This is a genomic window from Aneurinibacillus tyrosinisolvens, from assembly GCF_001015055.1.
In the GTDB taxonomy this organism is placed as follows: Bacteria; Bacillota; Bacilli; order Aneurinibacillales; family Aneurinibacillaceae; genus Aneurinibacillus_A; species Aneurinibacillus_A tyrosinisolvens.
Genome location: NZ_BBWZ01000072.1, coordinates 1 through 14,123 on the forward strand (window position 1 = coordinate 1; position 14,123 = coordinate 14,123).

The following is a 14,123-nucleotide window of genomic DNA, read 5'->3' on the forward strand; positions in this document are numbered from 1 at the left end:
TTAGTTGAACAAATAAAAAACGGCTGTCGTAACAGCCGTATTGAGCTAACGATTCCCGTTAGTGAAGTAACACAAAAATTCATGTAAGGAACCTTTTTATTAGTCTTTCTCTTTATTAAGCCGAAGTTGCTCCTCATAACGAGCAGTATGTTTTGTGTCCTCTGTGTTCTCGGTAATATGTTGGATAGGCGGAGGTGAAGTTTTTCTTCCCAGCATAATATCATCAAATGGTGTATAGCCGTTCCCTTTTGGCATTTCTTTCTTCTGTGCGATTTTCACAATGTAGACTACTATCACCAAACTAAAAACAATAAGAAGCAGGTATGCCGCCAACTGTACATCTCCCCTTCTGCACTTCCGCCTCCACCTTTTGAAGCGATTTACATTTTATAATAATATTATATCATGGAAACAGGAAAAAAGAGGAAATTAAAAACCCTTTATTCGATTATCCTGCCCGTTAGTAAACTAAAGTTGTGACTTTATTATTCCTCGTCTATGCTTTTTCAAAGGTGAAATTATGGGGTTTCCTATTTCAAATTATAATCATCTACATAGAGACATTTATTGTTTTCAAAACATCTTCTCATTGTTTATACATCTCAAAGTGTTTGCCTTGCATTGAAATTTCATCTTCTGGAGCACTATTACCCACTTGCCTTACCTTTCCGAAGAGATTAGCTGTATAACTGTATTCACGTCTTGGCTCGTTTGCAAAAGTAACATCCTGTCGATAAGGGTTTGCTGAGGGTGACGTTTTATCAGCTCGTTCTAATTTCCATGATTCTCTCGGGTAACGACTCTTTAGGTACTCGTTCACATCTTTCTGTATGGCTGATACTCGATATTCAGTCCAAATTGGACTTAGACCCCACACCCAGATAGCTAATAATACTGATGAAGCAATAAGGATTTTTCTGTATTTCCCTTTAGACATAAGCGCCATAAATAATATCAACAAAATGAAAAAAATATTGAGCCACAATCCAATTATTTGATTAGGTGACAAAATATCCCTCACTTCCTTTGTTTCTTATTTTACTTTAATATTCAGACAAGTGAAATCAACTCCTCTCAAACAACTGGCTTCATCAAATATTTATTAAACATAAAGAAAAATCCTGATTTAGCTGAAACCAGGCTAACTGTTTTTGCACATAGTCCTAACATATTGAAGATTCCCTGCTTGTTCAACTCTACTGCCCGATAGTTGAACAAATAAAAAACGACTGCCGTAACAGCCGTATTTCGTTAACGATTCCCGTTAGCCACCCATGCAGCGGAGCTGCACCACAGAGAATGAAAATTTGGTTTCTGTGTCGATACTGCTACTACGGCTGGCGAAGAAGGTCGATGAACTATGGTGCCATAGAGCCCAACCGTTAGTCTGACTTGGGCGACCACGGTGCATCACAGACTGTCGCACCCTATACGGGTAGCACTCATGGGAGATTAATCCTACTCTGGTTATTGCACCAGCCTAGCCTTTTTCTTTATTTACGTAAGAAAGGAGCTAATTCCAAGTCATGTTTAATTACATATTGAAGTGTAATCATAAGGCTCAGCCTTTTTTTAAAAACCATTTTGGCTGGGTCTACTTTTCTATTGCCTTTTTTAGATTTTGACTCAGATAAATTTTCATGGGAGACAAGCATGCCGCATACATGCGGCACCATCAGAAGGATGAAAATGGATTGTGTTGAATTTTTTACTTATGGCTGGAGTCAGAGATCGATTTCAAACTGATACTTCGAGTTCGTATGGGAGACCGATCTCAGCAGCTAGTGTACCACAGATTGTTGCTCCTCTTGACGAGGAAGCACGCAGGATAGAATGCTCTATCAAGAGTTGCTGTACCAGCCTCATCATTTTTACAAGGAGAGGAACATTCCATGCAAATTATTTATGAACGCTGTTGCGGGTTAGATGTTCATAAGAAAACGATTGTGGCTTGTTTACTTACTCCCCAAGGTAAAGAGATTTGTACCTTCGGTACAATGACCGAAGACATTCTGGCGCTTGCTGACTGGCTCAAACAGAAGGGATGTACCCACGCTGCAATGGAATCTACGGGGTCTTTTTGGAAACCGATTTATAATGTGTTGGAGTTAACGAATATTGAAACTCTCGTGGTCAATGCCAAACACATTAAAGCGGTTCCTGGTCGTAAGACCGATGTCAAAGATGCTGAATGGATCGCTAACCTATTACGCCATGGGCTTCTTCAAGGCAGTTACATTCCTGATCGGGATCAACGTGAACTCCGTGAATTAACCAGGTATCGTCGCAGTTTAATTGAAGAGAGAGCCCGTGAAGTCAATCGGATGCAAAAAGTATTGGAAGGTGCCAACATCAAGCTTTCTTCTGTGGCAACAGATATTATGGGTGTATCAGGGCGAGCGATGATTAAGGCTCTCATCGATGGTGTGGATAATCCAGAGCTTATTGCTCAATTCGCTAAACGAAGTATGAAGAAAAAAATAAATGAGCTCGTGCGAGCTCTAAGAGGATTAATCGGAACACATCAACGCATGATGCTGGCTACGCAACTTCGTCATATTGAGTTTCTCGAGGCAGAAATTGAAAAACTTGACCGAGAAATTGAGGAGCGAATGCGTCCCTTTCAGGAAGAACTGAAACTACTAGACACCATCCCAGGCATTGGTGAGAGAAATGCCCAACAAATTTTAGCTGAAATCGGTACCGATATGGGTCGTTTCCCCACAGCCCCTCACCTATCCTCTTGGGCTGGAATGGCACCAGGTAACCATGAAAGTGCAGGAAAGCGTAAGTCAGGAAAGACGACACAAGGGAATAAGAAGCTGCGAAGTTGCTTAATTGAAGCCGCGCAAGCGGCTGCTCGTTCCAAAAAGACCTACTTTCATTCACAATATCATCGAATTGGTGCTCGCCGAGGAAAGAAAAGAGCAGCTGTTGCAGTGGGACATTCCATTCTCATCATCATTTATTACATGTTAAAAAGGAAAGAACCTTATCAAGAACTTGGTCCTGACTATTTTGAAAAGCGCCGTGAGGTATCGAATGTCAATCGCGCGGTTAAAAAACTAGAAAAACTCGGATACAAGGTAACCGTTGAAAAACAGACAGCCTAAAAATAATTAAAAGAAGAAACTACCCAAAAACCTAAAGCCTTGTTTTAAAAAAAAGGATTTTCAAGGCTTAGTTTCGTGCTGTCTTTTTTAGTAGAGGTATTTTCAGGATAGTTGGATAAGAAGGATACACACTATATACAAAAAGAAGAGCCTTTTGGCTCCCCTCTTTGGTATTTAGCTGAATTTTTAGTTATATCTCAAACCTGATTAGTCTAAGATACATTCTTATTTTGTCCTATTATTTTGATTTTATCACGAAGCATAGTATCACTCACCTTGTTTATATATAATTTATTCCTTCGGTTGAAGGTCTTGCCCAATTTGAATTTTTCCGTTGTTGAAGGTTAAAAGATTTACCTTAATAACCTTTCCACCTTTGGACTGATTAATAAATCCATCAGCAACGTTAACACTCATACCTTCCATAATATCAAGTTTCTTCATATCAATTTGTGTTCTTTTCTCATTTTCAAGACGATAAGTTGTTATATAATGATTTCCCTTATCTGTAACAGTATGAATTGCAAACCAACCATTATTAATGTTAGGGAAATCACCTTTTGCAAAGAGCAAGTTTTGCTGAGTTACAAATTCTCCGTTAAATCCATCCATTAGTCCACTAAATCTTTGTGTAGGCGCAAGGTAATCAGGGTCAACATACCATTCATCTACAACTAGATATTGGTCACCAAAAAGTGCAACATAATCTGTATTTTTTTGTGAGGTATCTGCATCTAATTCACGGTATCTAGCATCACGGCCTTGAATGGTGTCTCCAACTGGTTTCCTTGTAAATTCAACAGAAGGAACGCTATTATTCCATCTCTGTCCGATTTCCATTCCATTCGCAACCGTAGCAACTGGCGCATAAACATTTCCATTATAAATAAAAGGCTCCGCTTTTGTCTGAATGGTTTTTCCATCCACAATGAGTTTAATGTTAGCGAATCTTACTTTTATGTATTTCTCATAGGCTTTAACCGCACCGAAAGCTGTCCCCGATATCGCTAGAGAACCTACGATAGCTCCAATCATAACTTTCTTCTTTAATTTTCTTTGGTTGGCTTACTTCAAACCACTACTTTGAGGGGGAAATTAAGGATGTTCCCCTCTCTGTGCTTGAATCGCTGCTGGTTAAGGATATCACCACTTTTCGCCTGTACTGTATGAATCATCGCGGAAATAAAGCAGATGCCCTTACACGTAAGCTCTCTTCGTTAAAGGCATTGTTCGACTATCTGACAAATCAGGCGGAACATGAGAAAACCTACGAACCCTATCTTATCCGAAATGTCATGGCAAAAGTCAAACGAGGCAAAAACGAAAAGAAAAAAGAAACCTTGAACAATCGAAGCGAGAAAATCAAGGGAAGTATCCTTTATACCGAAGATGAGTTCATGGATTTCAGAGCGTTTGTGGCCAATGACTATATGGAACTTATTAAAGAAGATAAACGCCGACTTCTCCCCTACCTCCAGAACCGGGAACGAGACATCGCAATCGTATCCCTTCTTCTCGGCAGCGGGATTCGTCTTTCTGAAATCGTTGGTTTGGATGTAGATGAAATTGATCAAAAAAATCGCACTCTCTCTATTCTCCGTAAAGGTGAAAAAGCGGATAACGTAATATTTTCGGATATTGCCCTAGATGATTTAATGGATTACTTGGCGGTTCGGACACAAAAAGTACAACATACCGAAGAATTTTAAACCGGTTTTTATCTCGGCACAGCGTGGGGATAAAGGATTGCAGCGTATTTCTCCCCGCTCCGTACAAGCAATGATGGAGAAAGAAGTACGCGAAAGCCTATGGAAAGCCAGGAATGACCGTTCATAAGCTCCGCCACAGCTTTGCTACCCGGAATTACGATGAAAACAAAGATTTACTCTGGTTACAGGAACAACTGGGACACAGTGATCCGAAAACTACGGGGCTTTACGCCCACATATTGAAGGATAGAAAACCTGAAAAGGTTAAAAACATGTAAAAAGCAGGTGAGAAATTCACCTGCTTTTTTCTTTTCTCCAGTCTCTTATACAAAGGTTTAATTCTCGTGCTTTATTGATGCAGAAATTAAAAATATCTTCATTAACACAGTAGACCGGAAAACTCAGTTCATAGTTATCTATAATCACTTTTTAGAGGTATTGAAAAAGAAATTAGCAAAATAAAGCCCTTTTATAGATAATCTGGCAAATAAGCAAAGTAATTCGAATTCAGTTTGAGTCAAACCCTGGCAGCTAAACGAAGTCTATTATTTGACTTATAAGAGCTTAAACTCTTATAAGTCAAATGTAGTCTAGTTTCGGCACAGATTGATTTATGGATGTTCTCTTGTTTGGGAGTATTCATATAGTATCTTAGAAATATAGTTATTCGCTTGCCTTTCACTAGGTTTAAAGTCGTTTATCCATTGATAATAATGTGTTAATTCGTGTACTATGGACCCCAGAATTTCCGCCAAGGCATCATCCTTACCGTTTTTTATTAAAGACTTCTTATATTCTCCTGTTGAAATCTTTATATAAGGTTCTTCTTTTTTATCAAACGGTTCAAAAAAGACAGCAGAAACATATTCTCCATCTAAAGCTTTAATAGAAGTAGAACTTTTAATATAAATTGGTATTCTGACAGGGAAAAAAAATTCATTTCTTAACCAATAACCAAATTCTATACACGCTCGCCTCACCTCTTTATCAACACCTTTTTCGAATCTAAACCGCAAGCCTTTTCTCCTCTGAGTGTTATTTATATCGATATTCCTTCTCCATCTGTTGCTTTTCCATATATTCACTGTATTGACCTCGAATTAATTTAATATTTTCTATGTTCACGTCCAGGTGTATGTTTTTTCAAGGGTGCAGGTCTTTTATTAGGATTTTGCTTCCATTTACCACTTTTTTTCTTTTCTTTTCTTTCCCTTCCTTGTTTCTTCTGGTTTGGCCTAGCATAGGGATCATGTTCACTTTTCTTCGCAAAGTAATGAGCTAATTTATAACCTGTATAAATTCCAGCACCAACAATAGTTGCTGCCATAGCAACTTCCCCTAAACCCGGTATAAAATAGAGGAAAGCTGCATAATTACCATCCGGATCGACCTTATTTATAGGGTCATTTTCGGCATATACGTACAAATTTTGATTTATTGGTTCTATAGTATCTTTACTTAGAAACCTTCCATCTTCTGCATCATAATACCGATTGAAAAGATAGTATAGTTTACTCTCTTCATCATAATAGTACCCACGAGAGGTAATTGGGTTATAAAGTGTACCCGTTTTATTTACTTTTTGCCCCCAGGCGTCATAACTATAACTTACAACTACCGTTCCGGTACTATCCGTTAAACTAACTACGTTCCCTTGGCCGTCATAATTATAATAATATGTCTTTCCACCCTGAGTTTGACTCATGAGGTCGCCAGCAGCATTATAATTATAACTAATTGTTGTATTGGCTAACACATCCGTTTCCGTTAAGAGGTTTCCGGTGGCATCTTCATATTCATATTTCAATTGTTTTGTAACTGTTCCTGCCGCATTTTTGACTATTTTTTGAACACGGCGCCCTTGCGCATCGTAGGTGAATTCTACTGTGCTTCCATCCGGGTTTATTATCTTAACGACTTTTCCATCTGTATTCCAGTCGAACTTTGTGTTACCTTTGGCGGTTAGCTCGCCCTTTTCATTATATTGATAAGCAGCTGCTCCATCTGCTCCTGTTCGATTTACCAATTGATTTAAGTTATTGTACTGATAATTCGTCGTGGCCGTTCCTGAAGTTTTGCTCATTCGGTTGCCCACGCTATCATACGTATAAGTGGTTTTCCCAGTTGGATCGGATTCAGATAGTAAACGGCCGGCATCATCATACGTATAGCTGGTTTTCACTCCCGCTTGATCCGTGATGTCAAGAATTCTGCCGTTCAGATCATGAGTATATGTGAAGCTCGATAATGTAGGCGTATTGGCACCTTTATTATGAATGACACTGGTTAGACGGTTGCTACTATCATAATTTTCAGTTTGCAGAATACCATCCGCAACTGTTGAACGTTGAACACTTGTAGGATTCCCGTTCTTATCGTAAAGGTAGCTTTCAATTAGAGTGTTAGCCGCATCAAGCGTTTGGACTAATTGATTAGCCGCATTATATCTAAATTTAAATTGTCTGGCCCCTGAATTAAGATTCCATTCGGTTAAGTTTTGGTTTGGATCATATCCGTAGGAAATTGGTAATGATGTAGACAGCCCCCCAGTTTGAGATTCAATGTCATTTGTACCAGTATAGGCGTAATCCGCTGTTCTGCTACTATTCTCGTCCTTTATTTGTTTAACATTTCCGTTGTTATCATAGGACGTAGTTAAATTAATCTCTTTTGTTTGGGAGTTATCAGACAATTTTTCGTCCATGTTTGTTACTTCATCCATTTTGTTAAAGGTTTGATCCGTTACATGTCCGTTCGGCTCCACTATTTTTGTTGTATTATCAGCTAAATCATAGCTTATACTTGTCACACGGCCTGCTGCGTCTTTGATGGAAGATACGTTCACTCCGTTTGCATCATACATATACGTGGTGATATTTCCATTTGCATCTTGCGTGGTTAGCCGGTTTCCATAAGCATCATAAGTATAGGACGTTGTCTGATTTAATGGGTTCGTAACAGACAGCAAGTCCCCTGCAGCGTTATAAGTGTACGTTGTTTTCTTTCCTAATGCATCAGTAGAACTGGTTACATCATCGTAAGATCCATAAGTAAAAGAAATTTGGTGGCCTAAAGGATCGGTCGTGTTTATTTTGTTCCCGTTGCTGTCAAAGGTATTTGTCGTAACATTCCCCTTTGGATCTGTAACCTGTAAAGGTTTATAGTTTCCGTCCATACTGGTGACATTGGTTGTGTTGCCTAACGCATCGGTAACAGAAGTAACAACATAATTCGTGTTATACAGATAGGTTGTGGTATTTCCATTACGATCTGTTGTTTTTGCTGAACTTGTTGCCGGCTCGTAAGTATACGTGGTTCCTGGACGCGTGGAAGCATCGGTAGCTGCTTGCACGTCAGGTTCCTGAACTTTTACAACCGATTTCCCATCTGGTATAAAAGTAGTTTTCCGAAGGTTTGAATCAATCACATCAGTTAGCATATGCTCGCCTTGGTAGACAAATTGTGTCCTTCGGAAGTTTGTTGCATCCACATAATTATCTACATACTGTAAATCGCTACCATTATAGGTGTATACTGTTTGCCGCCCAGCAAAGTCTGTAATGGAAGAAATTTTGTTACTTGCATTATAGGTAAGGGTTGCTTTCCTTCCGGATGGATCTGCAATCGTTACAAGATTTCCGGTAGAATCATAGCCATAGGTAACCCGATTCCCATGCCGGTCTTCTGCATAACCGATTCTGGACAGAATGGTATTATCGTGCATCCCATTCGGGTCATATACATCAAAATGAAGTTTCATCCCGTCTTTGTAGGTCACTTCATACCCGATTACACTGGCGTAATTATCATAAATTCTTTTTAATTTTAAATAGGTTCCTGCAGGTGCGTCATACTGGCCAGTGGTTTTATTATACGTAAACAGGTGAGCCGTGCCGTCCGCATCCGTATAAAGCGCCTGTTGTCCGTTCGAAACGGACTCAACTACGGTTTCTCCGCCGGTGAATGTCCAGCCATATCCTATCGGAGAATCATTGACCGCCTTCGAGTTATAGGTTCGGGTGAAGTTGATGCCCATTCCACCCCGCCCTTCATCAGCTAAGTCAGTAAACTGGACTACATTGTTTCCTGTTGTAAGGTTAATGCTGCTCTGGCCGCCTGTTAATGCGTGCGTGTCATACGTCCAGTAGGATTCCAATCCTAACCTGCTTCCTGGATAATAGGTGACTGCCAGCATGGGCGCATAGTTACTATTCGTTGTATCATCACTTGAAACGAATTTTTTTAAAGTAGCCGTAGATTCGGAATCACTTTTAAGGAGCACTCCATAGTTTGAGGACGGAGAATCATTCCAGCCTGTGGCTGCCTTGGTTAAGTCAAATGCATAGTGGACGCCCAAATCAGTCAAAACGGAAATCCCGCTTACCGTAGCGGCAGGTGTGGTTTTAACATCCCCTCCTGGTGTTGCCCACGCTGTAGTCCCGTTAAAAGTATTCCAGTTTACGGTTGTGTCTTTCCAGTCTTTTGTTATTTCATAAGCGCTTACGTTAATCCCTGTTGTATTCCATATGCTGGATAACCATAAGTTCATGTTTGCATCTAAAATACGAGAACCACGCGGAATGGACGATAAATCAAACTTAACTAACCCCCGAATGGTATTCGAACCTGCAGAACTTGTGTAGGTTCCCACACCCAAATCTTTGTCGGCTCCTCCTGTTTGGGTTGGAACTGAACTGCGAATATTGGCATCATATTTTGTCAATCCCGGTGTTACACCGGGTTGGAACTCTCTTACTGTTGGATCAATTACAACCGGATATACACGAGCCGGATTTTGAAGCCATTCCCTGTTTGGGATAACATCAATAAATAATTGATTTCCATTTTGGACGGTCTTCATTTGAACATCGTAAGACTGAGAACCCTCAGGGATAGCATCCGTGCCCGGCAACTTTTCAAATCCTGCCGGAACATTAGAGTCATACATAAAAGGTTTTTCCAGGTAAAACTTTATTTCTCCCGTTTTCTTATCCTTAAAGAGAAGCTGACCATCAGGCTGCTGTTCAAAGGTAAGCCCTTTGAGGTTTACTTTGAAAGAAAAATGGGTAGGTGTAGAAGTGTCTGGTCTTTGTTTTAACACAATTTCTTCTTTTACTTTGTCTTGTCCGACTGCATAGTGGAAATCAACACCCGGATAAAGATTAGAATAGATAATGTTATTTTTATCTGTAGTTGCTGTTACGGCATTTTGTTGGTTCATAACATCCGCCTGGACAGCATCTTCTTGTGAAACTGGTGCAAAAGATACGGAATCCCCTGCTTTGTTTACTTCTATTGCGTTACCGCTCTTGCTCTTTTTGGGGAAGGACACCCGGAAATCATTCGTTTTATTCACATAGCTACTTTCCGTTTCATCAGGGAGTAGGGTACTGTCAATGGACTCCCACTTTCCGGATGAATTCTTATAACTCGTGGGCTGCTGGGTTATTTCTGTTGTCCATGTTCCATCTGGATTAACATAGGTTTTTGATTTCTCTGTTCGTAAGTCTGTTACTTCCTTACGTTCCTTTTTATCCAAATTGTTTATTGCTGTGCCACCCTGATTGTCTGCAGAAGCGGAGGAAGAAAATTGTGAAGGTAATAGGCCTCCGCCTAGTGTAATGACAAGAATCCAGGAAATGACTTTCCTATAAATAGAAAACTTTCTTTTGTATAAAAACGACAATGGTTTCCCCTCTTTCATTTATGTGGTGTCCAAAACAAGTTGCGAAGTGTTAACCCTGCCATGATTTGCTCGTTTGTCTGTATTGATTTACTTTATTCCCCCTTATATGTGATGTGTGATTTTATCGGAATTTATTGAAAGACCGTTTATCATTCTCCACTATTGTCATTCATTAATCAATATATAAATAAATGGAAATTGAAAACAAATAAGATGACGTAAAATATTTTGTGTAAAGGAATTTCACCAAGATTTGGTGTCTTTCAAGCAATAAAAAAGTAGGGTATCCTCGGAATTGTCCAGATTCCATAAAAAGAGAGGAGATGACCCTACTTATGTCATCTAGTATATCGAATTCCGATCTTACAAATCAATTGGAAGATCTTTTACGAGGGTTTATAAAAGAAAAGCTGGAACTCATTATGCGGGAAGAACTTACGAACTTCCTGCAGGTAGAACAGCCGGATGAATCGGCTACACTTAACTGGACAATAAAATTAAGGTCAAGTAGACTTACCGCCAATCTGGACATACTGCCTATTAAATATAAGTGATCATATTAGAGACTTTATATGGAGTAACTGGTATGCTAACCTTTTTTATGCAATCCCCATTAAAAATGTAGTTATCAACACCAGACTCATATACTGGATTTTATTCTTCATGATTTCCTCCATTTACAGTACATAAATTTTTATTTTGTGAAAACCAACCCTTTTTTAACTTATAGTTATAAAAGGCAATCGGAGCAAATCATCCACCACTTCTTAATTTCCGAACCTCTTATTATTTTTCAATATACTTAAATATTCTATCCAAGGCCCAACGTCTTCCCTGTATCTTTCGGCCATGACCCGAACGATTTGTGCAATATGCGTTAAATCATGAACTACCCAGGTAGAAAGCAGTTCTCTTACCTTCACTACACCAAATGCAGGATGTATACCTGTTAATTCAAAATGTGATTCGGGATGAACTAAAACCTTAAGCTTGGCTATGCTTTGCATTCTTAACGTTTTAAATTCAAGAAGCTTTTGTTCAATCAATCTTTCAGATCCCTCATTTAAATGAGAATAACGGTCAAATGGAGGAAAAGGCTTACTTTCACCATACTGAAGAATCATTTCTAGCCTAGAAATCCAATTATTTTTCTCTCCCTCAATGAGGTGATCAACCACCTCAGAGACATTCCAGGTATGTTCACCTTCATTACATTGCACCCATCGGACAGATAAGTCAGACAAAAAATATTCCAATGTCTGTGGCGTACGCTCCAAAACCTCAATCGCTTCTTTCATATTAAAATTCATATAAGTGCTCCTCTCTATGATTCATTTCAAGGTACTTTTCCCACAATTTTTAAGAATCATATTGGGCAATCCCCCCTTTAGTATCTGCTTTCATTTAATCGGTTCACTACGTCTTCAGTCTCTACAACTAGCCTATCGATGAGTTCCTTCACTGTTAAGGATCTGCTTAATGTTGAAGCTTGACCCGCCCACAACAACATAAAGTCAGTGTTATTTTGTTCTGCAGCTGCTTCGCGAATATCCCTTGTCAACGTTTCTTGAATAGGATAGCCGGGGATCAAGTTGATATGGCTTTCCATTTCTGTTTTAAACCGATTGCGAATCCCACGAGCTGGCTTACCGGAAAATGTTCTCGTTAAGCAGGACAGCTCGTCTGTGCTGTTCAATATTAATTCCTTATGTTTAAGATGTGCCGCACTCTCTATACAAGTTAAAAAAGCTGTTCCCATTTGTACACCTAAAGCTCCTAAAGCAAATGCAGCTGCAATCCCCCGTCCATCCATGATTCCACCAGCTGCAATCACCGGTATATTTACAGCAGTAACAATTTGAGGTATTAAAGCCATTGATCCAATTAAAGAGTCATTAAATTCTCCAAGAAACGTTCCCCTGTGCCCGCCTGCCTCACTGCCCTGAGCGACAATAAAATCAACTCCACTTTCTTCTAAATATACCGCTTCTCGTACATTCGTAGCCGTTCCATATACTGTTGTGCCATTTTTTTTCAATATCTCTATCCAATAGGGTTCAAGGCAGCCAAACGTAAAACTGGCCACCGAAACTTTTTCTTGTAATATTACGTTTATTTGCTCCTCAATATTGTAATTTGGAGGCATAAATGGTTTAGAGCAAATGTTCAGTTCTTTTCGGTAGTACTCCATAACCGAATTGACATCATTTACATGCTCCAAACCGTCCATTCTTTTTTCCGGGATAAAAAAGTTGACACAAAAAGGTTGATCTGTTAACCTGCGTATTTTTTGGATGACTTCTCTAACTCCTTCACCGTTTGTCCGTCCCACTCCTATCGCGCCTAGGCCTCCAACGTTCGAGATCGTTGCAACAAATTCCGGACTTTCACATCCTAGCATAGGTGCTTTAATTATCGGATATTTTACACCAAGGCGTTCAGTTAACATGTTGGTCCACATCTTCTCAAAACCTCCTTAGAAATAACAGCTAAAGATTACTATGAATAGCCATTTTCTGTTTCCAATTGATTGATTATCAAATCTTTCTTCCATCATTTTACTTCTAAGGATATAATCGTGTCATACGATAATTCAGATGACGTTAATCGGTCATATCGATTGGAGGTCTTTAGTATGGAATTGAAACAATTACAAACATTTCGGGTGTTGGCCGAAGAACTTAGTTTTACCAAAACAGCACATAGGCTCAACTATGCGCAATCAAGTATTTCTACCCAGATTCAGGCGCTTGAATCTGAGTTCGGCGTCCCTCTTTTTGAGCGGATCGGTAAACGAATTTCTTTAACGGAATCTGGGAAGCGATTGAAACGATATGCTGACGAGATACTTCGTATTGTTGATGAGTCATTGATAGCGGTTCCAGATGATTCAGAGCCTTCCGGTACCATCACGATCGGATCTGTAGAAAGTCTATGTACATATCGACTTTCTCCCATTCTTGGCCGATACCGTTCTCTTTATCCGAAAGTTGAATTGATTTTCCGAACAGGAATATGCACTGACCTTCATAAAGCAGTATTAGACGGCTCATTAGATGCAGCGTTGACTTTTCAACCAACTATCACATCTGGAAATTTGTTTTGTGAACCACTATTAGAAGAATGTATGCTTGTTCTTGCCCATCCGGATCATCCTCTTGTCCATTACAAACAGGTTCAGCCAACTGATCTTAAAGATGAGACGATTCTCGTCACCGAACCGGGATGCACGTACCGAATGATGTTTGAGCAACGTTTAGCTGAAGAGGGAATAAAAGATCCAATGAAAATTGAGTTTGCTAGTATAGAAGCAATAAAACAATGTGTAATGAACGGACTTGGAATTGCACTGTTGCCTGAGATGGTGGTAGCAAAAGAAGTTGAACGAAAACAACTTACGCCACTCCATTGGGACAGTCAGTCATTACAAATTATTACACAGTTGTGTTGGCATAAAGACAAATGGATATCACCAGCATTACAAACTTTTTTAGAAATGACAAAGCAATATATTTAGAGCAAATATTGAATAAATTACCGTAGTTATGCCATGAAAAATATTAATCCGACTAACAACGGAGAAGATACTTATATAGAAAGCTATCGGAAAGGAAT

10 protein-coding genes and 2 pseudogenes are annotated in these 14,123 nt (G+C 39.4%); 5 read left to right on the forward strand and 7 right to left on the reverse strand.

Features of this window, described 5'->3' with window-relative positions:
* Window positions 1–99: 99 nt before the first annotated feature.
* Window positions 100–333, reverse strand: coding sequence for a DUF3951 domain-containing protein (locus tag MBEAL2_RS27165; RefSeq protein ID WP_047155343.1), 234 nt, complete (start codon window positions 331–333; stop codon window positions 100–102).
* Between the two features lie 253 nt (window positions 334–586).
* Complete coding sequence (locus MBEAL2_RS27170) at window positions 587–1,009, reverse strand: DUF3139 domain-containing protein (RefSeq protein WP_047155344.1); 423 nt, start codon at window positions 1,007–1,009, stop codon at window positions 587–589.
* Between the two features lie 883 nt (window positions 1,010–1,892).
* On the opposite strand from MBEAL2_RS27170, the gene MBEAL2_RS27175 reads away from it, so the two are divergent.
* Complete coding sequence (locus MBEAL2_RS27175; protein ID WP_047155345.1) at window positions 1,893–3,113, forward strand: IS110 family RNA-guided transposase; 1,221 nt, start codon at window positions 1,893–1,895, stop codon at window positions 3,111–3,113.
* A gap of 291 nt (window positions 3,114–3,404) precedes the next feature.
* Here the strand turns inward: MBEAL2_RS27175 and MBEAL2_RS27180 are convergent, their stop codons facing one another.
* Window positions 3,405–4,148 carry a stalk domain-containing protein gene (locus tag MBEAL2_RS27180; protein ID WP_047155346.1) on the reverse strand — a complete coding sequence of 248 codons (744 nt, stop codon included), beginning with the start codon at window positions 4,146–4,148 and terminating at the stop codon, window positions 3,405–3,407.
* Between the two features lie 80 nt (window positions 4,149–4,228).
* Between MBEAL2_RS27180 and MBEAL2_RS33790 the strand changes: the two genes are divergently transcribed.
* Together MBEAL2_RS33790 and MBEAL2_RS33795 are read left to right on the forward strand one after the other, a co-directional pair.
* Complete coding sequence (locus tag MBEAL2_RS33790) at window positions 4,229–4,822, forward strand: tyrosine-type recombinase/integrase (protein ID WP_052948058.1); 594 nt, start codon at window positions 4,229–4,231, stop codon at window positions 4,820–4,822.
* Window positions 4,823–4,914: 92 nt separating this feature from the next.
* A pseudogene (locus tag MBEAL2_RS33795) lies at window positions 4,915–5,100 on the forward strand (tyrosine-type recombinase/integrase); the annotation flags it as partial.
* Between the two features lie 333 nt (window positions 5,101–5,433).
* On the opposite strand, the gene MBEAL2_RS27190 reads toward MBEAL2_RS33795, so the two are convergent.
* Both MBEAL2_RS27190 and MBEAL2_RS27195 read right to left on the reverse strand, forming a co-directional pair.
* Complete coding sequence (locus MBEAL2_RS27190; RefSeq protein WP_236693039.1) at window positions 5,434–5,838, reverse strand: basic secretory family protein; 405 nt, start codon at window positions 5,836–5,838, stop codon at window positions 5,434–5,436.
* 89 nt (window positions 5,839–5,927) lie between these two features.
* Window positions 5,928–10,508 (reverse strand): DNRLRE domain-containing protein, encoded by a 4,581-nt coding sequence (locus MBEAL2_RS27195; protein ID WP_047155348.1) that lies wholly within the window; start codon window positions 10,506–10,508, stop codon window positions 5,928–5,930.
* Window positions 10,509–10,843: 335 nt separating this feature from the next.
* Here MBEAL2_RS27195 and MBEAL2_RS33365 point away from each other — a divergent pair.
* A pseudogene (locus MBEAL2_RS33365) lies at window positions 10,844–10,975 on the forward strand (IS256 family transposase); the annotation flags it as partial.
* Between the two features lie 300 nt (window positions 10,976–11,275).
* Here MBEAL2_RS33365 and MBEAL2_RS27205 read toward each other — a convergent pair.
* Window positions 11,276–11,818: a DinB family protein gene (locus tag MBEAL2_RS27205; protein ID WP_047155349.1), complete on the reverse strand. Its 543-nt coding sequence runs from the start codon at window positions 11,816–11,818 to the stop codon at window positions 11,276–11,278.
* A gap of 77 nt (window positions 11,819–11,895) precedes the next feature.
* Window positions 11,896–12,969, reverse strand: coding sequence for an NAD(P)H-dependent flavin oxidoreductase (locus tag MBEAL2_RS27210; RefSeq protein WP_047155350.1), 1,074 nt, complete (start codon window positions 12,967–12,969; stop codon window positions 11,896–11,898).
* Between the two features lie 174 nt (window positions 12,970–13,143).
* On the opposite strand from MBEAL2_RS27210, the gene MBEAL2_RS27215 reads away from it, so the two are divergent.
* Window positions 13,144–14,025 carry a LysR family transcriptional regulator gene (locus tag MBEAL2_RS27215; protein WP_047155351.1) on the forward strand — a complete coding sequence of 294 codons (882 nt, stop codon included), beginning with the start codon at window positions 13,144–13,146 and terminating at the stop codon, window positions 14,023–14,025.
* Window positions 14,026–14,123: the final 98 nt, after the last annotated feature.